The sequence below is a fragment of the Hymenobacter tibetensis genome (assembly GCF_022827545.1).
Taxonomy (GTDB): Bacteria; Bacteroidota; Bacteroidia; order Cytophagales; family Hymenobacteraceae; genus Hymenobacter; species Hymenobacter tibetensis.
Genome location: NZ_CP094669.1, coordinates 3,809,817 through 3,830,156, shown reverse-complemented (window position 1 = coordinate 3,830,156; position 20,340 = coordinate 3,809,817). Strand labels below are relative to the sequence as shown.

At 56.7% G+C, this 20,340-nt stretch carries 22 protein-coding genes and 1 tRNA gene; 8 read left to right on the top strand and 15 right to left on the bottom strand.

Features of this window, described 5'->3' with window-relative positions; genetic code table 11:
* Positions 1–106: 106 nt before the first annotated feature.
* Positions 107–2,188, bottom strand: coding sequence for a GEVED domain-containing protein (locus tag MTX78_RS15275; protein ID WP_243796068.1), 2,082 nt, complete (start codon positions 2,186–2,188; stop codon positions 107–109).
* A gap of 382 nt (positions 2,189–2,570) precedes the next feature.
* Here MTX78_RS15275 and MTX78_RS15270 point away from each other — a divergent pair, with 382 nt between their 5' ends.
* Positions 2,571–3,374, top strand: coding sequence for an SDR family oxidoreductase (locus MTX78_RS15270; RefSeq protein WP_243796067.1), 804 nt, complete (start codon positions 2,571–2,573; stop codon positions 3,372–3,374).
* Between the two features lie 58 nt (positions 3,375–3,432).
* On the opposite strand, the gene MTX78_RS15265 is transcribed toward MTX78_RS15270, so the two are convergent.
* Positions 3,433–4,149 carry an SH3 domain-containing protein gene (locus MTX78_RS15265; RefSeq protein WP_243796065.1) on the bottom strand — a complete coding sequence of 239 codons (717 nt, stop codon included), beginning with the start codon at positions 4,147–4,149 and terminating at the stop codon, positions 3,433–3,435.
* A gap of 80 nt (positions 4,150–4,229) precedes the next feature.
* Here MTX78_RS15265 and MTX78_RS15260 point away from each other — a divergent pair.
* From MTX78_RS15260 to MTX78_RS15245, 5 genes are all read left to right on the top strand, one after another.
* Positions 4,230–4,305, top strand: a tRNA-Lys gene (locus MTX78_RS15260).
* A 134-nt stretch (positions 4,306–4,439) separates the two neighbouring features.
* The gene (locus tag MTX78_RS15255) at positions 4,440–5,342 is read left to right on the top strand and encodes a hypothetical protein (protein ID WP_243796063.1); all 903 of its coding nucleotides are present in this window, start codon (positions 4,440–4,442) and stop codon (positions 5,340–5,342) included.
* Between the two features lie 237 nt (positions 5,343–5,579).
* Positions 5,580–5,768, top strand: a complete 189-nt coding sequence (locus MTX78_RS25460) for a helix-turn-helix domain-containing protein (RefSeq protein WP_394805587.1) — start codon at positions 5,580–5,582, stop codon at positions 5,766–5,768.
* Positions 5,769–6,135: 367 nt separating this feature from the next.
* Positions 6,136–7,410: a virulence-associated E family protein gene (locus MTX78_RS15250; RefSeq protein WP_243796061.1), complete on the top strand. Its 1,275-nt coding sequence runs from the start codon at positions 6,136–6,138 to the stop codon at positions 7,408–7,410.
* A 243-nt stretch (positions 7,411–7,653) separates the two neighbouring features.
* The gene (locus tag MTX78_RS15245) at positions 7,654–8,292 is read left to right on the top strand and encodes a hypothetical protein (RefSeq protein ID WP_243796060.1); all 639 of its coding nucleotides are present in this window, start codon (positions 7,654–7,656) and stop codon (positions 8,290–8,292) included.
* A 211-nt stretch (positions 8,293–8,503) separates the two neighbouring features.
* On the opposite strand, the gene MTX78_RS15240 is transcribed toward MTX78_RS15245, so the two are convergent.
* Positions 8,504–9,085, bottom strand: a complete 582-nt coding sequence (locus MTX78_RS15240) for a recombinase family protein (protein ID WP_243796058.1) — start codon at positions 9,083–9,085, stop codon at positions 8,504–8,506.
* A gap of 323 nt (positions 9,086–9,408) precedes the next feature.
* Here MTX78_RS15240 and MTX78_RS15235 point away from each other — a divergent pair, with 323 nt between their 5' ends.
* Positions 9,409–9,735: a DMT family transporter gene (locus tag MTX78_RS15235; protein WP_243796056.1), complete on the top strand. Its 327-nt coding sequence runs from the start codon at positions 9,409–9,411 to the stop codon at positions 9,733–9,735.
* A gap of 11 nt (positions 9,736–9,746) precedes the next feature.
* Here MTX78_RS15235 and MTX78_RS15230 read toward each other — a convergent pair whose 3' ends face one another.
* Complete coding sequence (locus tag MTX78_RS15230; protein ID WP_243796048.1) at positions 9,747–10,322, bottom strand: Crp/Fnr family transcriptional regulator; 576 nt, start codon at positions 10,320–10,322, stop codon at positions 9,747–9,749.
* Positions 10,323–10,394: 72 nt separating this feature from the next.
* Here MTX78_RS15230 and MTX78_RS15225 point away from each other — a divergent pair, with 72 nt between their 5' ends.
* Complete coding sequence (locus tag MTX78_RS15225; protein WP_243796046.1) at positions 10,395–10,925, top strand: GNAT family N-acetyltransferase; 531 nt, start codon at positions 10,395–10,397, stop codon at positions 10,923–10,925.
* 574 nt (positions 10,926–11,499) lie between these two features.
* Here MTX78_RS15225 and MTX78_RS15220 read toward each other — a convergent pair.
* The 11 genes from MTX78_RS15220 to MTX78_RS15170 form a co-directional block, all read right to left on the bottom strand.
* A complete protein-coding gene (locus MTX78_RS15220) occupies positions 11,500–12,462 on the bottom strand; it encodes an MBL fold metallo-hydrolase (protein WP_243796045.1) in 963 nt (320 codons plus the stop codon).
* A 27-nt stretch (positions 12,463–12,489) separates the two neighbouring features.
* Entirely contained in the window at positions 12,490–13,485 is a 996-nt protein-coding gene (locus MTX78_RS15215) for an aldo/keto reductase (RefSeq protein WP_243796043.1), read from the bottom strand.
* Between the two features lie 83 nt (positions 13,486–13,568).
* The gene (locus MTX78_RS15210) at positions 13,569–14,024 is read right to left on the bottom strand and encodes a putative quinol monooxygenase (protein WP_243796042.1); all 456 of its coding nucleotides are present in this window, start codon (positions 14,022–14,024) and stop codon (positions 13,569–13,571) included.
* A 206-nt stretch (positions 14,025–14,230) separates the two neighbouring features.
* Positions 14,231–15,286: an SMP-30/gluconolactonase/LRE family protein gene (locus MTX78_RS15205; protein WP_243796040.1), complete on the bottom strand. Its 1,056-nt coding sequence runs from the start codon at positions 15,284–15,286 to the stop codon at positions 14,231–14,233.
* Between the two features lie 296 nt (positions 15,287–15,582).
* Positions 15,583–16,566 carry a helix-turn-helix domain-containing protein gene (locus tag MTX78_RS15200; RefSeq protein WP_243796033.1) on the bottom strand — a complete coding sequence of 328 codons (984 nt, stop codon included), beginning with the start codon at positions 16,564–16,566 and terminating at the stop codon, positions 15,583–15,585.
* 12 nt (positions 16,567–16,578) lie between these two features.
* Positions 16,579–16,728, bottom strand: a complete 150-nt coding sequence (locus MTX78_RS15195; protein WP_243796031.1) for a hypothetical protein — start codon at positions 16,726–16,728, stop codon at positions 16,579–16,581.
* 88 nt (positions 16,729–16,816) lie between these two features.
* On the bottom strand, positions 16,817–17,317 hold the full coding sequence (locus tag MTX78_RS15190; protein WP_243796024.1) for a (R)-mandelonitrile lyase: 501 nt from the start codon (positions 17,315–17,317) through the stop codon (positions 16,817–16,819).
* A gap of 82 nt (positions 17,318–17,399) precedes the next feature.
* Entirely contained in the window at positions 17,400–17,822 is a 423-nt protein-coding gene (locus MTX78_RS15185) for a putative quinol monooxygenase (RefSeq protein WP_243796018.1), read from the bottom strand.
* A 16-nt stretch (positions 17,823–17,838) separates the two neighbouring features.
* Complete coding sequence (locus MTX78_RS15180; RefSeq protein ID WP_243796016.1) at positions 17,839–18,318, bottom strand: cupin domain-containing protein; 480 nt, start codon at positions 18,316–18,318, stop codon at positions 17,839–17,841.
* Between the two features lie 13 nt (positions 18,319–18,331).
* Positions 18,332–19,522, bottom strand: a complete 1,191-nt coding sequence (locus tag MTX78_RS15175) for an aldo/keto reductase (protein WP_243796012.1) — start codon at positions 19,520–19,522, stop codon at positions 18,332–18,334.
* 44 nt (positions 19,523–19,566) lie between these two features.
* On the bottom strand, positions 19,567–20,286 hold the full coding sequence (locus MTX78_RS15170) for a carboxymuconolactone decarboxylase family protein (protein WP_243796010.1): 720 nt from the start codon (positions 20,284–20,286) through the stop codon (positions 19,567–19,569).
* Positions 20,287–20,340: the final 54 nt, after the last annotated feature.

The following is a 20,340-nucleotide window of genomic DNA, read 5'->3' as shown; positions in this document are numbered from 1 at the left end:
GGTACCACTTATTTACTTGTTGCGCGTCGAAGTTCGGAGTGCGGCTTGCTGAATAACTTACTGTTGAAGTCCAAGAAACACCAGCAAGCAGCCTCCAAAGCGTCAACTACAATCCTACCTGAATGCGGCGCGTAGCCATTTTGCCCTCGGCATTTTGCAGGCGTACCAAGTACAGCCCGCGGGGCAGACCCGAGAGGTTCAGCTCGGCTTCCTGACTCGGACTCAACCGCACCGAAGTCTCGAGCACTTGTGCGCCCACCACGTTATCAACGCGCACGGTATAGGTGCCTGCGGCCGCAGGGTCGGGGAGACGAAGGGTTAGGTGGCCGTCGGCGGTGGGATTGGGGAAAACGGCGAGGGCCGGCAAGGCTCGGGCTTCGTTTGTGTTAAGTGTCGCATTCACCAGTACCGAGTAATCCTCGGTTTCCGAGTTGTTTTGGTTGATCTGGCAGGCAGTAGGCACTGGCGACGTATTGAGGCGCACCATCACGCGCATCCGCGTAAAGCCTCGGCTAGCCGCTGTGGTAGGTACGGTGATTGGAGTGCTGAACAGAGCGGCCGTAGTTGAGCCATTTGCCACTTGTTCCGACGCTTCGTAGGTGCCATTGCGGTTCCAATCAACCCAGGCCCACAAGATGTGCTGTTGGAAGCCGGTGTTTACGGTCAGGTTGAGCGTGGTGCTTTGACCCTGGTACAGGTTCACCACTTGGCTTGTGTAGTTGCCATAGCCACTAGCTGAGGCCGCTGAGGAGTTGTTGAGGTCGGTGGTGGCGCCGCGCCGTACGGCCACGTTGGTCAGCCAGATGTTGGGCGTAGTGCCGGTAGCCGTGCAATACGATACGCAGGGCTGCATGAAAACCACGTAGCTGTTGCGCGTCACCACGTTGCTGCCGAAAGCATTGGTGGCCGTTAGCGTCACGTTGAACACCCCCGACGTTGAGTAGATGTGCGAAGGGTTCTGCTGGGTGCTGGTGGTATTGTCGCCGAAGGTCCAGAGCCAACTGGTTGGGGCATTCGTGCTTTGGTCGGTGAACTGCACGGGGTTCTGGCAGTCGCCTAGTACGTAGTTCGAGGTGAAATTCGCTGTGGGAGGGGTGGTGTTTGGCAGTACCGTGACGGTGTAGTCTTCCACTTGGCCCAGCTGCGGATTCGAGCAGGGGCCACTCACGCCGCCTACAAAGTCGGCTAGCACCCGCAACCGCAGGGGGGTGTTCTTCACGGCCGCCCCCGGTATGATAAGCGTGCCGGAGGGGTTGTCACTGTTTAGCGCGGTGTAAAGCAGTTCATTGCCGGTGAACGCGCCATCGTTGTTCAGGTCCAGCCACACCCGAGTATCGTGTGGGGAGGTGCCACCAGTAACAAGGCTGATCGGAACGGCCGTGCCTTCAACGAGTTGGACGCGGTTGGTACACGTGAAATTCTCGTAGCCGGCCTGGCCGTTCAACGATGTTTTCGTGAGAGAACCGAGGGTAAAGCTGGTAATACCATAGTCGCAGCAGTAGGCTACCGTGGTAGGGGTGCACGTAGCGGCTACGGGCACCAGATTGTTGTATACGATATAGCTTGTGCGGGTGCGTACGTTGGAGCCAGTGGCGTTGGTAGCCGTGAGCGTCACGGTGTACGTTCCGGGCGTAGTGTAGCAGTGGTTGGGATTCTGCTGGGTGCTGGTGGTATTGTCGCCGAAGGTCCAGAGCCAGCTGGTTGGGGCATTTTGCGTTTGGTCGGTGAACTGCACGCAGCCCGAGCAAGTTACCGTTTGGTCAGCTACAAACTCTGCTACTGGCGCGGCCGTGTTGCCTACCGCCGTTATGGCGTAGTCTTCGGTTTGAGAGTACAGGGGAGTGGAGCAGGGTGCCGGCACTGGCGAGTTCACCCAGTCGGAGGCCACGCGAAGGCGCAAGCGTGTGTTTAGGGTTGTACCCGTTGGCAGCGAGATAGTACCGCTGTGAAACTGCAAGGCGGTAGAAGAGAAAATCAGCTCGGAAGTAGGGTTCAGCGTGCCGTCGTTGTTGACATCCAGCCACACGCGTACCCTTTCTTCCACGCCGGTGTTGGTACGCACGCTAATGGGGTAGCTCTGGCCTACCGTGAGGGTGGTGCCAATAGTGCAGGCGTAGTCCCGGAAGCCGTCCTGCACGCCGAGCGTTGTGTTATTAATCGAGCCAAGCGTTACGTTCAGAATACCCATTCCGAAGGCATAGGCGGAAGACGGTGCCGAGCCAGGCGTACAGGCGCTAGCCGTTGGCGGACATTGAGCCCTGCTACTACTTGGCGCTAATAAAATGGACAGCACTAACGATAAAGCACCAAACCAAAAAGTAGAAACTCGGTATCTCGTACGTAAAGTTAGGGCCATAGAATACTGCGTAAAATGAATCGTAAGAAACTCTAAATGTAGGAACAATGGCGCCACGAAATGCAGCTTATTGCATAGGTGGTATAATATATAGGTTAATAAATTATACAAGTGAAAGAAAAGCCGGAATTAGTGCCACTCATCGCCTAGCTCCTACGAAATAAGTAGTTTTGCCAGCGCTGCATCAAAGCAGACCCCGCACCCTTTGCCAGGCATGAAAGACAAAGTAGTTCTCATTACCGGTGGTACATCCGGCATTGGCCGCGCTTGCGCCCTAGCCTTCGGCCAAGCCGGCGCCCGCATCGTTGTAACGGGCCGCGACGAAGCCCGCCTTCAGGAGACAGCCCGCGCGCTAGCCGACTTGGGCATTGTACACCATACTGTTCGGGCCGATGTAGGGGTAGAGGCCGATTCCGAGCGTGCCGTAGCCGAAACTATTCAGGCTTTCGGCCAACTGGATGTCCTGCTCAACAACGCGGGCATCAGTATGCGCGCCCGGTTTCAGGATGTGGACCTTGATGTTATCCGGCGCCTGATGCAAACCAATTTTTTCGGGACCGTGTACACCACCAAGTTCGCGCTACCTCACCTCCTGGCCAGTAAAGGGTCGGTGGTAGGAATAAGCAGCGTTGCCGGCTACCGCGGGCTGCCAGGGCGAACCGGGTATTCCGCTTCCAAGTTTGCTATGCATGGTTTTTTGGAAGCGCTGCGTACGGAATTGCTCCCGCAGGGCGTACACGTGCTGTTGGCCTGCCCCGGCTTTACGGCCTCCAATATCCGCCAAGTGGCCCTCGCCGCCGACGGCTCTGCGCAGGGAGAGTCGCCCCGTGATGAGCAGAAGATGATGACCAGCGAGGAAGTAGCGCAGCATATCCTCAATGCCGTCCGCCACCGCCGCCGCGACTTAGTGCTCACCAGCCAAGGGAAGCTCACCGTTTTTCTCAATAAGTGGCTTCCTAGCCTAACAGATAAGCTGGTCCTCAATCACTTCCGTAAGGAAGAGAAGGGCGTGCTGTAAGAATAACGCTGGGGAATTATGTACTCAGCACCTGAACACGACCTGCCTCCGCATAAGCTCACTGCACCAGCAGCAAGTCTTGCGCACGGATGTAGGCTTCCTGGCCCTGCCATTGCACCTGATACCAGGTGTCTTGCTGATCTTGCACGAGGAGTCGGTCGCCGGTGGTGGCGGTGGTAAGCCACGCGGCACCAGCGCTTGGACCAGCCATCAAGGCGGCGCGGGGCCGTACAACCAGCGCCGCACGCTCAGTTCCTAATAGGTTCAGGTATACAGCCGTGAGCAGTAGGTAGGAGCCATAGGTTACCCACCAGCCGCGCGTTACCTGGTGCCGGCGCACGACCAACAGCGTACCACCTATTACGGCGCCAATCAGCAGGATTTGCAGCCCCAGGTAGTAGTAGCGCCGAAATGTAAGCTGCAAATCCTGCCGCCAAGTTTCGGGGTAGCCCGTCAGGCGTTGGTTGCGGGCCATTTCAGCCATTTTGCGCCAAGTAGCCAACCGGGGCTGCCTAACCAGCACCATATGCAGGTAGTAAAGCGCCGCCGGATAGTGCCCAAGCCCTTCCTGCACATAGGCCATGCGGAGCAGTACGCGCGGCGATACTAGGCCTTCCTGCCGCAACAACTTTCGGTATTGCCCATAGGCCGCCTGATAAGCCCCGGCATCGAAAGCAGAGTCGGCCTTAACGAGAGCAGAATTAACATTCTGGGCAGTAGCAGGTTGAGAAAACCAGGACTGAATCAGAAAAAAAAGTAGAAGCTTTTTCAGCAAAACGTTTGGAGCGTAGAAACAGGCCGGCTACTTTTGTGCCACCATTCGCCATACGGCGAGTTTTTGATTGCAAAGTAATTGATTCTGTAGCTCAGCTGGTAGAGCAATACACTTTTAATGTATGGGTCCTGGGTTCGAATCCCAGCGGGATCACCAAAAGCCTCGTTTGCAACCTGCAAACGAGGCTTTTTTGTTAGTGGGTCCGTGAGTGGGACCGTGTATTATTTGCCTTCTTCTTACAAATGGGGCTTTGCAGTTAAGTTTGGGTAACTCTGGTAAAGTTTTCATCTATGCCCCCAGTAAAGCTTCATTCGTGCTTAGTAGTGTTCAGTGACTACCGGTCGTATACACGTAGTGAAGAAACTAGTACGGCTTATCTACAAGATTGGGAGAGGTTAAGGCAAGATAAAGAGGAACTGAGGACTAATCCAGAAGTACTAACTCGCCTACAGCAGGAATTTGCGGAGAAGTGGCAGTTAAAGCAGGATGATGCATTACCTGTCGATTTACAATATGCTTTCCGAGACCCCTGGGTACAAATGCCCGACGGTAGCTATGAACACCCATCGAAAGAGTGGCGAGAGCAATACCTTAACGAGCGCCTTCTTTACCGGATAGAGAATGGGGGAGATAGTCATCATCCGGAGTTTAATACGCCGACTGATACTTACATTCATAATTTACTCAATTTCCACTTCGAACGGCAGGCCTCCAATAACTTGAAAGATAGATTTGTGCGCTATGTGCACAATCTAATCCAAGTGCACCTAAACGAGCGGCTTGAGCAGGCTAAGAATACAAATGATAGTTCTATATCATTGCTACGGGTGGCCAGCCAGTGGGACCGACGCAAAACTATTGTAGGAAAAAGTGAGGAAAAGCACAATTCAAAATCATCCATGCCGACTTCAAAACAAGTGGGGCTACTATTTGAATTTCTCCGGCATAGGGGAGGCATAACGCTTGATTATCCAACTACAATCACGCTAGTAGCCATTGTTACTGGAACAGATCGTGAAACCCAGCTCCGTTTCTTTAATGCCCCGGATTATGGTCACGATCATTTGATGTACACGAAGCGGAACATCGAATGGGTTATTTCACAGCTTAAGTTATTAGGCCTTGACACTATAGAAAATGAGCAGTGGCTGAGAGCTAAGGGCAAACCAGAGGGTACAACTAGCAAAAGCTAGTAAGAAATCATATTAGCAGGTAAAATAGCGTACGAATGTCCCGTACGCGACGCATACAGGGAGTGAAACTTGCCTCGGTTTAACAACTAAACCAGGGCATATGAAAGAATCACCCCCAATTGAAGCGGCACTATTCGTTCTCTCGCTTCCGCAACTTCGAGCAGTACTCAATGACCTTCTGGAAGAACAGCTTCGCCCAATTAAAGAAGCATCAAGGCAGTTTATAAGCATGACTCAGTGGAATATCTCACCACTAAGCAGGCTCTAGAGTTGGTTCGACTGTCTAAGCCGACATTCAACAAAAAAAGACGTGAAGGCTATATTACGGCCTATCACTCGTCGGATAAACGGGTACTGTACAAGCGCAGCGAACTGATCACATACCTAGAGTCTCATAAGCCGAAGGAGGGGCGTGTTGCATGCTAAATGACCTCCGTGCTTCTGATGCCGAACTATTGGAGTTGGATAGTGAGGTAGATAACTGGCTAGTTGGTTGGACTAGTACCTCTATTCCCACTGAAGCTCAACGACGGCGCTTGTACATTAAGCATAAAGTAGCCAACGCGCGACGTTACGGGCAATCTGCCTTGCGTAAGGCCATCCAAGAAGGTTGTGCTTTGCCAATTCATCTTCCACACCTATGGCATCCAGTGGAGCAGTGCTTAGTTGAGGCTCGGCAGCGAGACTCGACCTTTCGCTCCGCCGAAATCTATCTGGGTCCTGATCCGCGGGAAGTAGGATACCAGGTGCCGTTACGCATTCCCATTTATCACTCGCTAACGGAATTAGGTCTATGAAACGCCATAGACCTTCCCTAGAAGAAGTGCCGCCGAAGAAGCCAGCGTTGCCGAAACGGCAGAAATCGCTTAAGGCGAACTCGGCAGACAATAAACTAGCGCGGGCAGAGCAATACATACAGCAGCGCTATGAGGTGCGCTTCAATGTAGTGAAAGGAGTAGTCGAATGGCGACCAGCTGGGAGCTCTATTCTCTACGAGCCGTTGAATGATTACCAGCTCAACAGCATCCTGCGGGAACTGGCGCACAACCAATGTGCGATGGGTTCGGATGGGTTGAACCGGTTGTTGGCTTCGGACTTTTCACCTCGCGTAGATCCGTTGCAGGAATATTTCACCATGCTTGGTACGAAGCCGGCTGCTACCGGCCACATTGCGAAGCTGGCCGCTACGGTGAAGCTGGTCGATTCAGTCGTGTTCACTCACTATCTCACCAAATGGTTGGTTGCTACCATTGCAAATGCCCTAACTCCTGTGGGGTGCCAGAATCACACTTGCTTGGTTCTGACAGGAGGGCAAGGGCAGTATAAAACGACTTGGCTGGAACTGCTTTGCCCGCCACCGTTAGCAGTGCGGTACCTGTTTACGGGTAAGCTTCAGGTGGAGAATAAAGATACCCAGTCCATGCTGGCCGAATACTTTTTCATCAACATTGATGATCAGTTGTGCACGATCAACAAGCGGGATGAAAACTCGCTCAAAACCCTCATTACACAACCCTCGGTAAAGCTACGTCGGCCCTACGACCGACTAATTGCGGAGTTGCCGCGTCGAGCAAGTTTTATGGGCAGTGTCAACGGGGCAGACTTTCTCACAGACCCCACGGGTTCGCGGCGCTTTTTGCCCTTTCAGATTGAAGCCATCAACATTGAAGCCGCACGGCAAATTGACCTAGAGGCCGTGTGGAGCGAAGCATATCATCTCTGGCAAACGGGCTTCCAATATTGGTTTGACGAAGACGAACTGGACGCTTTACACGAACGCAACCGGCAATTTCAGCAGGATACGCCGGAGTATGAGTTGGTGGTGATGCATTTTGAGCCGGGAAAAGAATTTTATACCCTGGCCCAAATTAAGGAAGAGCTGCAGCTGCGCTCTACGGTTCGCAACTTGCGTGAAAGGTTTCTAGGGGAAGCTCTGGCCCGCTTAGGGATACCCAGGCAGCAGAAACGTCTGGCGCAAGGTGGGCGCGTGGGAGGCTATTATGTCCAGGCCCTAGGACAACGAACGTGGGCCGAAGACACGCTGCCCAGTACCAACACCAATCACTAAGCCTTTTAGATGCATTCTTCTCGTGCCAGGCATGCCACCCGCGTGTTTGGTCCCACAGGCCTTATTCACTGTCTTCTTAGGTGCTCCTGTCACGTGACAGCCTGTACCGCTTGCTCATGTGATACGCCTTGCCAGGCTATAAAAACAAGTGGCACGCCTGGCACGAGAAGAATGCATCTAAAAGGCTGCATAAAACACGTTGGCCCTTTGTGTTTTAATCCATTTTCTTTTTCAAATCCTATTATGCCTACTTCTGAGAAACAATGTGCTGTGTGTGAAACTTGGTTTTCCGGTCGCGCCGACAAAATTTACTGTAGTGTTGCCTGCCGGGTGTGGGCGCATCGACATCAGCAAGAGCAGCAAAACGAAGAAGCGTCCCTTTTCACGGACATAGATCTCTTACCCTGGCAAATGCCAATTCCGGTGTCTCCTCCGTCAAGTACTGCCCTCACGGTAGTAGCGCGCGATGAGGACGATGATCCAGAAGAAGATGACTTCCATACCAAGTGGCGAAAACAACAAGCCCTACGAGACGCGCAAGAACAACAGCGTAAAGATCAAGCGTTAGCGCGGGAGGTGCATCGGTACTACATGAAAGCCATTGAGGCCTTACTTCACTGGGAAGGCCAGCACCTGAAGGCCGACCAGTTAAGTCAGCTGTGGGCCATGGCGATAGACTGTTTAGAAGACTATAAAGAGCATCCTTATCTGGGGCAGCCAAATAGTATAGCTCGGCAGCGAATCAACGATTTGCGCGATGCGGCTAAGGTGTTCGCCGATACCATGCAAGAAGCGCGGACTAAATGGCTTACAGGTCACATGGGTCGATATGAGCTTACCAAAAAATGGAAAAAGCAGTTATATGATAGACTACTAGAGTAAAGCGTATCAGTTACAGTAACGGCATTTAGCCTTAAATATCGCCTAAATTGATACGGTGTAACAACTGTTACGCTTGATGACCCCCTAAGTAAGATGGCCTCTACGCATGCGTAGAGGCCATCTTACTTAGGGGGTACTATTGTGAAAAAGCGGAGTGTAATAGAAATTAAGGACCCTTATTATAACAGGATATAGTGAGAGTAGAATCACTCTAAATGCCACGTTGTTCAATTGAAGCTTGTAAGTGCTTCCGATAGCGCTTAACACTAGAGAGACTGATCTCCGTTAATGCTACCGTTTCCGCCACAGATAGACCTCTCGCCAATGCTCTCTTCACTTTGGCTAGGTTCTCGGCATCGAACCCCTTAGGACGGCCGATATGCTTACCCTGTGCCGCCGCCAGTTGCTGGCCCGCTTTGGTCTTCTCCAAGATGCTCTCACGGTCGTACTCCGCGAGCGAGGCGAAAATGGACAGCATGAACTTGCCGGCCGGTGTGGTCGTGTCGATGCCTAGGTCCAGGGCCTTGAAGTAAATGCCGCGCTGATGAAACGAGTTGACTAGATGAATCACATGGTCTCGGCTACGGCCCAGGCGAAAGAAGCGCGCTACCAGCACCGTGTCGCCTTCGCGTAGCAACCCCAGCATCTCATCTAAGGCAGGACGTTGCAGGCTCATGCCCGTGATTTTATCCTGGAAGATTTGGTCGCACCCCGCTTTAGTCAGGATGTCAAGTTGCGTGTCTAGATTCTGGTCGACGGTGGAGACGCGGGCGTAGCCAAAGATTTTATTCATGAAGGTTCAAAAAGTTGGGTTCATAAAGATAATTGCTTATTTCTTTCTGGACCTACTTATTAGCCCTGGTTTCTATGCCCTTTGACACGGAATCGATGGGGAAAGGGGTGGGCTCTAAATGGCATGATATTTTGAAGCGTACTGTGACAGAGGCAACCCATTCTGTTAGACACGGCTCATCAAGTAGTCCTCCTTTCGCTTTCCAACCTTCTTATAGCAACGGGAATAAAATTGCGCTAAGCTCTTGGTGCCGTTTTTAACATTGGTAAAAAGAAGGGCGAGTGTTAGACGCGACCTTTGTCGCTGTCCATTTCCTCTTCATCATGCCGTGGTTGTTGTTAGTGCTGGCCGGGTTGGCCGAAGTCGCGTTTGTCTTTTGTCTGGGCAAAGCTCGGCTGGCGGTTGGCGCCGAAGCGGCCGGGTGGTACGCGGCCTTCGCCGGCTGTGGCATCCTGAGTTTCTACTTGCTCAACCTGAGCTTAGTGCACCTACCCTTGGGCACGGCGTACGCGGTCTGGACCGGCATTGGCGCGGTGGGGACGGCGGTGGTCGGCGTCGTCGCCTTTGGGGACCCGCTGACCGGCCCACGCCTATTTTTCCTCGCCACCCTGATCGGGTCCGTGCTGGGCCTGAAAGCGGTAGCGCCCTAGGCCAGCCGCGCTTACTTGCGTTTGGCGCGCACCCGGCTCAACGTAACTTGGGTAATGCCCAAGTAAGACGCCAGGTACCCCAGTGCCACGCGCTGGAGCAGGTGCGGGCTGTGGTGCAGTAGGTCCGCGTAGCGTTCCTCCGCGGTGCGAAACTGCCGGGCAATGAGTTGCTGCTCGGTTTGCTGCCACACGCGCTCGACCAGCACCCGTCCCCAGTTGGCCAGGTGAATATCCTCCTGGTACAAGGCGTGCAGCGCCCGCATATCGAGTTGAAACAGGCCGCTGTCTTCGAGCAGCTCTATCGTCTCGTAGCTCACGGCCTGCTCGGTATAGCCCCGAATCGAGGCCAATACGGCCCCTTCTTCGGGAAACGAAAACGTGACCTCCCGGTCCGCTCGACGGGCGTACACCCGCGCCAGGCCCCGCTGCAACACGTAGACGTAGTGGGCCAGCGCGTCGTCCCGGAACAAGACGGCGCCCCTCGGCAGCTCCACGTATTCGGCCAGCGCCAGCAGCTTATCCAGCGAAGCGGGCGGCAACGGGTACGTGGCAAGCAACATCTCGGCAAGGGCTAGGCGGGAGGACACGACCGCAAGATAAGCGCTACTTTTTCTGGTGAGGCGGAGCCTCACCTTCATTATACTTTACTACTTCCCCGTATGGAACACATCACGCTCCGCCAAGCCACCTTGGCCGACGTTAGCCAGGTGCAGCACATCGGTCGCCAAACGTTTTTGGAGACGTTTGCCGCCAGCAATTCCGAAGACAATATGCGCACCTACCTGGAGGAAGGCTTTGCGGCCGAAAAGCTGACGGCTGAACTGCAAGAGTCGCACTCGGCCTTTTATGTGGCCGAGCAGGCCGGCCGCGTCATTGGGTACCTGAAAGTCAACACCGGCCCGGCGCAAACCGAGCAGCATACGGCCAACGCCCTGGAAGTCGAACGCCTCTACGTGCTGCAGGAATTTCACGGCCAGCGGGTCGGGCAGCTGCTCTACGAGCAGGCGCTGCACCTGGCCCGGCAGGCGCAAGCTGAGTGCCTGTGGCTCGGGGTATGGGAAGACAACCCGCGGGCCATCCGGTTTTACCAGAAAAACGGCTTTGTGGCCTTCGACCAGCACGTATTTAAGCTCGGCGATGACGAACAGATCGATATTCTGATGAAGTGCTCCCTGCCTAGCAACCAGTAGCGGGTATGGCCCTGCCAAAGAAACCGCTTTTCTGGGCCTGCTGCTACTGGGCACGGCTTTGGGGAGCATCTCCTACCCGGTGGACTACAGCCTGCGCGACGACGCCTTATTGTCCCTCGCCCATACGCTACCCCGTAGCTCGCCGGCTCTGTGAGGGAAAGCCGTGGCCGCTACGCCAGGTAGGGGGTACTCCCGCAAGCAATGCTTCCTTAGTGGGTCAACTGCCTGGAGTGCTTCGCGTAATTTTAGTCCCCCACTGCTATAAAAAGGCCCTAGGAGAGTAGAATAGAATAGCCTTTTCGCCCCGTCTAGCGAAGTCAACCAACGCCCAGATAATAGGACGTTGATTTTGTAGATGGCCTTTTGAGACGAGTCGCCACAGGCTAGCGGCTTGAATAGCCGGGTGGCTAATATTCCCGTTAACTGTCCACGAAAACGCTCATATAGTGGGGCGGACAAGACGTACTAGGTTAAACCGTTGCCGTGGTCGACTTCGCTCAGGTGCATGTTGCTACACGCCAGACGGGCTTAGTGGAGCTAGCCTGTCTGGCGTGTAGCAACATGCACCTGAGCGCTATTTTTTCACCCGTTTCAGGGTGTACGCCTCGCCGGGAGCCAGCACTTTGATGCGGCCGGGGTTTACGACTAGCTTGGCCAGCTGCGCCGGGTCGGCGTTGAAAGGTGAAAAGTCAGGCGCGTCCACCGAGCCCCAATGGTTAAGCAGCAGCGGGGTGTTAGGGTAAGCGTTGGCAATTTTGACCGCGCCGGCCAGGGTGAAATGCCATTCGCTGTCCGAAAAATCAAACAGAATGGCATCCGGCGTGGGGTACTGCAGGTGCTCGGGCAGCAGGCGCGAATCGCCGGGGGCCCACACCGTGCCGTCGGGCGTTTCCAGCCAGAAGCCGCAGGCATCCTCCTGCTGGAAGAAGCGTTTGCTCATGCCGGGATAGGCATTCTGGTAGGCATGGTCCGCCCGCGTGAGCTTCACCTGCACCTGGCCCACCCGGAACGTGTCACCAATGGTGTGGCCGGCCGCCGGCAGGTGACGGTTTTGCAGCAGCGAATCGACGTACACGGTGGAGTGAAACGTTTTGGTCACCGGGGCTAGGTCGGCGGTAGTCGGGACGCTGTAGTGGTCATTGTCGGCGTGCGTGAGCAAGACGGCATCCAGCCGGGGCACTGCCTTCGCGGCAATGGGAAAGGAGATGAGCAGCGGCATGTCGAACCCTCCCAGCACGGGGTCAATCATGATAGCGGTGCCCCGGCTGTTGAGAAAGAACCCACCCATTCCCAGCCAGCGCAAAGTGGTTTTGCCGGAGGGGGCGAAAGCGGCGGCCCCGAAGGGCTGCGTTTTGGGCGCGGTAGCCTGGTATTTCTTCGGCTGGCTAGGGGTGGTGCCCGTCGTCGTCTGGGCCTGCACGCCGAGCGTGGAAGTGGCCAGCAACCCCACAAATAGGGCAAGTTCTTGGCGGAACAGCCGGCAGAAGCGGTGTGCCGGCGGCTTGTTTGAATTGACGAATGACAGGAGGAGGGGCATAGGGTGTAGGAGTTGAAGCCAGCTAGTTTAGCGACCCGTCAGCTGCTCTTGCGCCTCGGTATACCGGGCACCCTGCACGGGTATTTGTGAGGCGGCATCGGTGAGCTGCTGCACGTCTTCCGGCGTCAGCTCCACTTGCACGGCACCCAGGTTTTCTTCGAGGCGGGACAGCTTGGTGGTGCCAGGAATGGGCACTACCCAGTGTTTTTGGGCCAGCAGCCAGGCCAGCGCAATCTGGGCCGGGGTCGCCTGCTTGTTTTCGGCAAAGCGGGTAAGTAAATCGACCAGGGCTTGGTTGGCTTGCCGGTTTTCGGGGCGGAAGCGCGGGAGAGTGCTGCGGAAATCGTCGCTGGCCAGCGGGGTGCTTTCGTTTATTTTGCCGGTCAGAAAGCCCTTGCCCAGGGGCGAGTAGGGCACTAAGCCGATGCCCAGCTCTTCGAGCAAGGGAATAATTTCCTGCTCGGGTGTGCGGTGCCACAGCGAGTATTCGCTTTGCAGCGCCGCCAGCGGCAACACGGCGTGGGCGCGGCGAATGGTTTGCGCGCCGGCTTCCGACAGGCCGAAGTGCTTGACCTTGCCTTCCTGAATCAGCTCCTTCACGGCCCCCGCCACATCCTCGATGGGTACGTTGGGGTCCACGCGGTGCTGGTAAAACAGGTCGATTGCCTCCACCCGTAGGCGTTTGAGCGAGGCTTCGGCTACCTGCTTGAGGTGCTTGGGGTCGCTGGTAACGACCGACCACCGGTTGGTGTCGCCCCGGCCGGCTTGGAAGCCAAACTTGGTGGCAATCACCACCTCTCCTTTGAACGGCGCCAGGGCTTCGCCCACCAACTCTTCGTTCACCAGCGGGCCGTAGACTTCCGCCGTATCGAAGAAGGTAACGCCACGCTCCACGGCGGCGCGTAGCAGCTGAATCATTTCCTGCTTGTCCTTGGGCGGGCCATACGACCAGCTCATGCCCATACAGCCCAGGCCCAGGGCTGAAACTTGCAGGCCGGTTTGACCTAAAGCGCGCTTTTGCATACTATTCGAGGTGTGAAGTGGAAGTAGAGAACAGGCTGCCGGGGCCAAGCAGCGACTACTACGCCAACGGCAAATCGTTGCTTTTAACGGGTGGCTTTCACCTGCGGAACGAGAGAGGTGCTGGGCACCAGGTCCCGGGAGGTTATCATGTCCTTGACTAGGGCTCTGAACTTGAGTACATGGGGTGCTTGCAGGTGGGTCTGGTAGGCCGCCTCGCTGGCGTAGTGCTCGAGCAGGGTGATTCGGGTGGGGTCTTGCTTACTGGCGACGGCGTAAAGCATCAGCACGCCCGGCTCTAGGCGCAGCGAAGTCTCAATTTCTTCCTGCAGCGCCGCTTTATAGTAATCAAGCTGTCCGGCATTTACCACGATGGTAACCACCTGCGTGCGCGGGCTGCTGGCTTGCGCCAGCGACCAGCGAGGCACTAATAAGGCTACCCCGGTAAGTAAGACCACGCTTAGGCCGGAGCGCAGTTGGGCGATTAACCGAAGCAAACCGCTTAGAAAAAGCTGCCATAAGCCAGAAGAATAGGTGTTCATTGTCAGTGGGTTAGTCGAGCAAAAGTATCGCCCACTCCCAGGTGCTGGTGAATGGTTTTCAAACGACTTTTTACACTTTTCAAACCACTCCCTAGGGCAGCCGGTCCGTTCTCGGACGGCAAGGCTCCGCCTACTAGCTGCGAACGGCCGGTAGTAGGAACTGTCACGACCAATTAAGTCCGGCCTTGCTGGCAGGGTCTACTCTTTTACTTGCTTGCTGTCGGCCGTATTGGGAGCGGCCAGCCTTCCTGGACGGTTTGCAGCGTGTACAGGCTTTTGGCGGCCGTGATAAAGAGCGTATGGCGGTGCTGACCCTGGCCGAAGCACAGGTTGGTGGTCTTCCCCGGCAGGGGCATCTCAGCTAGTTGCGTGCCCTGCGGCGTGTACACGACCAAGCGGCTGGCTACGGCGGCGTAAATATGGCCTTCCGCGTCCACCGCCAGCCCGTCCGGCCCCTCGCCCTCAAACTGCACCAACTGTTTCTGAAAAGTGAGCCGACCATCGGGCAGCACGGTGTAAGCCCTAATCTCGCCGCTGCGTTGGGGTGTTGGCCCGGTGTAATCGGCAGGCAGGGCCGCGTAGATGCCCACGCCAGGCGAATCGTAGCTGCCCACGTAGAGGGTGCGCTGGTCGGGCGAAAATACTAGGCCGTTGGGGCGGGGCAAGTCGGCGGCCAGCAGCTGCACGCTGCCGGCGGCATCGACGCGGTACACGCCCATCCAAGGCTGGTCGAGGGGCTCCGTGCTCTGGTAACGGGAGTCGGTGAAATACACCCGTCCTTGGGCGTCTAGGGTGAGGTCGTTGGGGCCGTTGAGGGGCTTGCCCTGGAACGAAGCGGCCAGCGTGGTGCGGTGGCCGGTGCTTAGCTGCAGTTTGGTAATGCACTTACCGCCGCCATTAGGGCCTTCGGCCAAGAAGAGGTTGCCAGCCGCATCGAAGGCCAGGCCACTGGCGTTACCGCTCGGGGTGCGGAACTGGCTGGTGCGGCCCGTTTTAGGATGGTAGGCCCAGATAATGCCCCCAACTTGGGCGGTGGTTATATCCGTGAACAGCACCTGGCCGTCCGGCGACACGGCCGGGCCCTCGCAGACGCTCCCCACCCCGCCCGTAAAAACGGCCACTGGCGTTGCCAACGCAGGAAAAATTCTGCCTTGCGCCTGATGGGCTTGCCCTTTGGCTAGCGTAGCCAGCAGGCACAGCCCGCCGAGCACGAGGCCCGTTTTTAGGTAGCCGTCGCATGGCCATGTTGGGGAAGAACTCATTTCCTACGTGCTTGAAGGGTGGGCTTATCTACGGGTTGGTATTCGCGTTGAAGCCCGTACCACTTGCCTGCTGTCCTTTGCTAGGCGTGGTTCAGTAGGACGAGCGGCGAGGGGGGGTAGTGAGGTACTAGTAGCGTGGCTATGACTGGTTAAAAAGACTTTTCAGGAGCATACGCTTTAACTGCCTACTCGGCATCAGGCACGATGACCGAACTAATCTGGTTTGTCCATGGCAAGCCCGGAAACCTGGTTTTACTCAGGTTCCTACTGGAAAAGACCGGCTAGCAGCCTGCTTTTTACCCCGCGTTGCGGAAGGCCAGCGGCGTGGTGCCGGCGTGCTTCTTGAAGAAGTTGGTGAAGTAGGTGGCGTACTCAAAGCCCAAACTGTCGGCGATGTCGCCGATGCTCCAGTCGGTGTGCAGCAGCAGCACCTTGGCCTCGCCCACCAGGCGCTCGGCGATGTGCGTCGTCGTCGACTTGCCCGTCACTTCCTTCACCGAGCGATTGAGGCTGTTCACGTGCACGGCCAACCGGTCGGCGTACTCCTGGGCATTCTTGAGAATGGGCTGGTGGATTTGCGTGGTCACCGGAAACTGCACATCGAGCAAGGTCAGAAACAGCGCCGTGACGCGCTCAGCCGCGTTGACCGGGGCAATGTGCTGCGAGCTGGCCGGCTGCAGCCGCGTGGCCTCGTGAATCATGATCGAGAGCTGGTTGCGAATCAAATCGAACTTGTGCGGGTAGTCCGTGTCGTACTCTTGGCGCATGCGCTGGAACGTATCCGTCAGATAGCGCAGCTGCGCCTCGTCCAGAAAATACACCGGATTGCCGTCGACGCGGTACAACACGGATTCCAGCAGGCTGACCCCGCGCATAGCCGATTGCAGAAAGTCCTCGGTGAAAGCGCAGAGGAAGCCTTGCTGCTCGCCCGAACTCTCCACTGGCTCCCACGAATACGGCACCAGCTTGTTGGTAAACACCAGCGCTGGCCGGTCGATGTGGTAGCTACGGGTCGCGTAGTGCAACTCATTCGCGCCTTCGGTCACCAGCAGCACTTTAAACAAGTCGCGCCGGTCAAAGGCGGCCATGTCGCAGTGCGCCTCCGGGATAGTCATGACCGCCACATCCTGGATGGTGAGCGTCAGCGGCGGGCGGTTCATGGCCGCCTTGGTGGCGGTAGCTAAGTTTTCGGCCATCTGGTAGGGGAGCATCTTGGAATAAGGACGCTGCAAGTAGGTACCAGTAGCCAACGCGTAGGTTATAAGATTAGTTACCGACATACGCACACCAGACTATGATAGTCGCTCGATGCGTGCCGCCACCCCGTAGTCGTGCGGCCTCGTCGTCAGGAGAAGCAACGTGACGAAGTCGCGAGCGGTTGGATTGTCGGCCGGAGTAGCGGTGAGCACCGTAACGCCCCCTGTGATACGTAAGCTGTTCATAACGATTTGTGCGGCTAGCGCTGCTTCTGCTCCTCGGTGCGGCTCGGCGCGAGCTTGATGCTGATCTGGGGCATAAGAAAAAGGCCGGCTAGGGCTTATAGCTATTGTATTCCTGGTCGGTCACGGGCTTGAGCCAGGTCACAATTCCCTTTTCGGTGTTGACGTTGAGCGAGATGTGCGTCATACCCTGCTTGGGTGAGGCACCGTGCCAGTGCTCCACGCCGGGCTGGGCCTTGATGACCTCGCCCTGGCGCAGCAGCCGGACGGGCTGGCCTTTTTCCTGGTAGTAGCCCAGCCCTTCGGTAATCAGCAGAATCTGACCGGCCGCGTGGGTGTGCCAGTTCGAGCGGGCCCCCGGTTCGAAGGTCACGTTGCCGCTCACCACGTTAAAGGTCGGGTCTTCCTTTATCAGGGGGTGCATGTAGACCACTCCCGTAAAGTGCTCGGCCGGCGCCCGATCCCCCTTTGGGAAAGGGCCGGCCTTTGCAGGGGATTTGCCCTGCTGCGGAATGGTTTTGCCGGTAAAGCCCAGCAGCAGCACGCTGGCACCGAGGGCTAGGATTGCTTGTTTAAATCGGGAAGTGGTCATGAGCGGAAGCGAAGAGAGTTGAGATGAACAGTTGATGCGGATAGGCGAAGTAGGAAACGAAGGCTGCCGTTCGCCCCAGCCCTTACTTAATCTTTAGCGCTGGAATTAGCGGGTCGGTATCGATTAACTCTAGTTCCTGCACCATGCCGAGCGTCCCCTGTTTATACTTCAAAAAATGCGGCGTTTTCACGTGCGCCTGGTAGGCTGCCTCGGTGGCATACATTTCCAGAATGGTCAGGTGATTGGGCTTTTTTCGCTCGAATACCGCGTACAGCGACAACACGCCCGGCTCCTTGCTCATCGAGGCCTCAATTTCTTCCTGCAGGAAAGCCTTGTAGCTCTCGAGCTGGGTGGAGTCCACCACGATGCGGGATAAGCGTACCTTCTGCGGCTTTTGAGCCGGTACCTGTGCCGACTGCGCCGGTAGCTTGAGGCTGCAATTACTGGTTGCCGCAGCGGTGACGAGTAGCAGCACCGTTTTTAAGATAATATGGGGAAAGCGCATGGGGATGGAAAGCTGATTACTGGTTGAATTCCTGCTCCGAGACTTGCTCAAACCAAGTTACGTGCGCTTGCTCGACGTGGTCGGAGATGGTGATGAGCACCACGCGGCTGGTGGGGGTCGCGCCATTCCAGTGCTTGACATCCGGGGGTATGACCACCGTCTCGCCTTTCCTGAGCAGCTGTTTGGGTTGGCCCTCCTGCTGGTAATAGCCTTCGCCTTCGGTCACGTAGAGTACCTGCTCGGCGCCGGGGTGCAGGTGCCAGCGGTTGCGTCCGCCAGCCTCGAATACGAAGCTGACCAAGCTGTAATTCTTGCGGACGGTGATCATTTTCAGGTAGCCTGTGCCGGTGTAGTTGAGGGTATCGACCCGCTGGTACGTGCGCACATCGACCTGCCCACCGCCCCCATTATCCGGCAACTTGGCAGAGGGCTGGCTCGAGCGGCAGCCACTGAGTGCCGCGGCAGTTAGCAAGGTTGAAATCAGGAGCCTGTTCATGGTGTAAGGGCGTTTACTTCGCAGCCCGGGTTTCCTGCTCGGGAGGATAGCGGCTGCCGACCAGCGTGCTTTTGGCCAGCGTGGCTTCCAGTTGGTTCCACTCGCCTTGGGCAATGTTGCTGGTCAGCGAGGCCATGTTTTCGTGGACATGCGCCTCCTTAGTTGTACCCGGAATGGGCACGACCTGCTCGGGGCGGGCCAGCAGCCAGGCCAGCGAAATCTGGGCGGGCGTCAAGCCGCGGGGCTGGCCAAAGTCGAGCAGCGCCTGCACGAAGGGGTAGTTGGCTTTCAGGGCTTCCGGAGTAAAGCGCGGCAGCCCCAGGCGGTTGTCGTTGCCGGGGTAAAATTTGCTTTGCGCGTTGAGCATCCCGGTCAAATAACCCCGGCCCACCGGGCTGTAGGGCACGAAGCCAATCCCCAACTCCTTGAGGGTGGGGAATACGGCCGTTTCCGGCTCACGCCACATCAGGGAGTATTCGCTCTGCAGGGCCGTGACGGGCTGCACGGCGTGGGCCTTGCGGATGGTGGCGGCGTCGGCTTCCGACAGGCCGAAACGCTTCACTTTTCCCTCTTTGATAAGGTCTTTCACCGTACCGGCCACGTCCTCGATGGGCACCTTGGGGTCGGGCCGGTGCTGGTAAAACAGCTCGATGGCGTCTACCCGCAGCCGCTTCAGTGAAGCCTCCGCTACTTTACGAATGTTCTCCGGCCGGCTGTTAATGCCGCGGTCCTTCCCGTCGCGGATGTCGAAGCCGAACTTGGTGGTGATGTTGACTTTGCCCTTGAAGGGCGCCAGGGCTTCGCCGACTAGTTCCTCGTTGAGGAACGGGCCGTATACTTCGGCCGTGTCGAAGAGCGTAACGCCCGACTCCGCGACTTTTTGTAGCAGCCGGAGCATGGTTTTCCGGTCGGGGGCGGGCCCGCGGTGGTAGCTCATGCCCATGCAGCCAAAGCCCAACGACGTTACCTCGAAGGCGGCTTTGCCCTGGCCTAGCGTGCGACGGGTTAAGGCTGCCGGCGGCGTGGTCAAGCTAGCGCGGCTTGCCGCCTCAGCACTTAGGGTATTGCCGGCGGCACTAGTCAGCAGGCCGGGCGCGGCCAGCAGGGCGGAGCCGAGCACGGCCCCGGTTTTCAGAAAATTACGGCGGTGATTGCTCGGTTCTTGATTAGGCTGCAGCAGCCCGTTATGCGAGTTCGTAGACATAGCGTGGTGGATAGGGAAATGATTAGGATGGATGCTGGTAGCTGCTATTTCTTGGCTTCCAGTGCTTTGGTCAGCACTGCCCGGCCCGCGTCTGCTTCCTTCTTGCCAATACTCTTCTCTTCCAGGGTCAGCACCTGCCGGAGTTGGGCTTCGGTCAGGCCGGTGTTCATACCCATGCCGAGGTGCGCTTGCAGCATGGGCTCGACGCCGCCCAGGCTTACCAACGCCGCGATGGTAGCCAGCTCCCGCTCTTGAAACGAAAGCACGTCGCGCTCGAAGATGTCGGCAAACAGGTGCTCTTTCAGAAACACATCGATCTCTGGACTGAAGGCGTTAGCCCCGGTTTTAGGGCCCGTTTCCGGTTTGCCGGTGAGCTTTTCCAGGTTCTGCTTGCCGCGCTCGTACTTGGGTTCGGTGCTGGTGATCGGCGAGGCCTCTTTGCCGAGCACGTCGTGCTTGCCTTGGGCTTTGCGCTCCTCGACTACCTTCATCAGGGTGTTGATGCCCTGCAGGCTGCGCGGAAAGCCACAGTAGGCGTAGAGCTGCGCCAATACTTCCTTTTCTTCGTTGATAGTCAAGTCATTATCGAGACCTTGGCCTAGGGCCTGATGCAGTTGAGGCAAATCGCCCTTGGCAGTAAGAGCCGAAATGGTAACAAGGGCTTGCTGCCGCTTGGTCAGCGGCTCGGGTTGTTGCGCGTTCATAGGGATGGAAAAAAGCAGGGAAAGGGCAGCTACTGCTGCCAGAAAAGGCAGTCGTTTCATTGCTTGCAGGAAGGATAGGAGGCTATTGAACAAGGCTAAAGGCGCCAGCTGGGC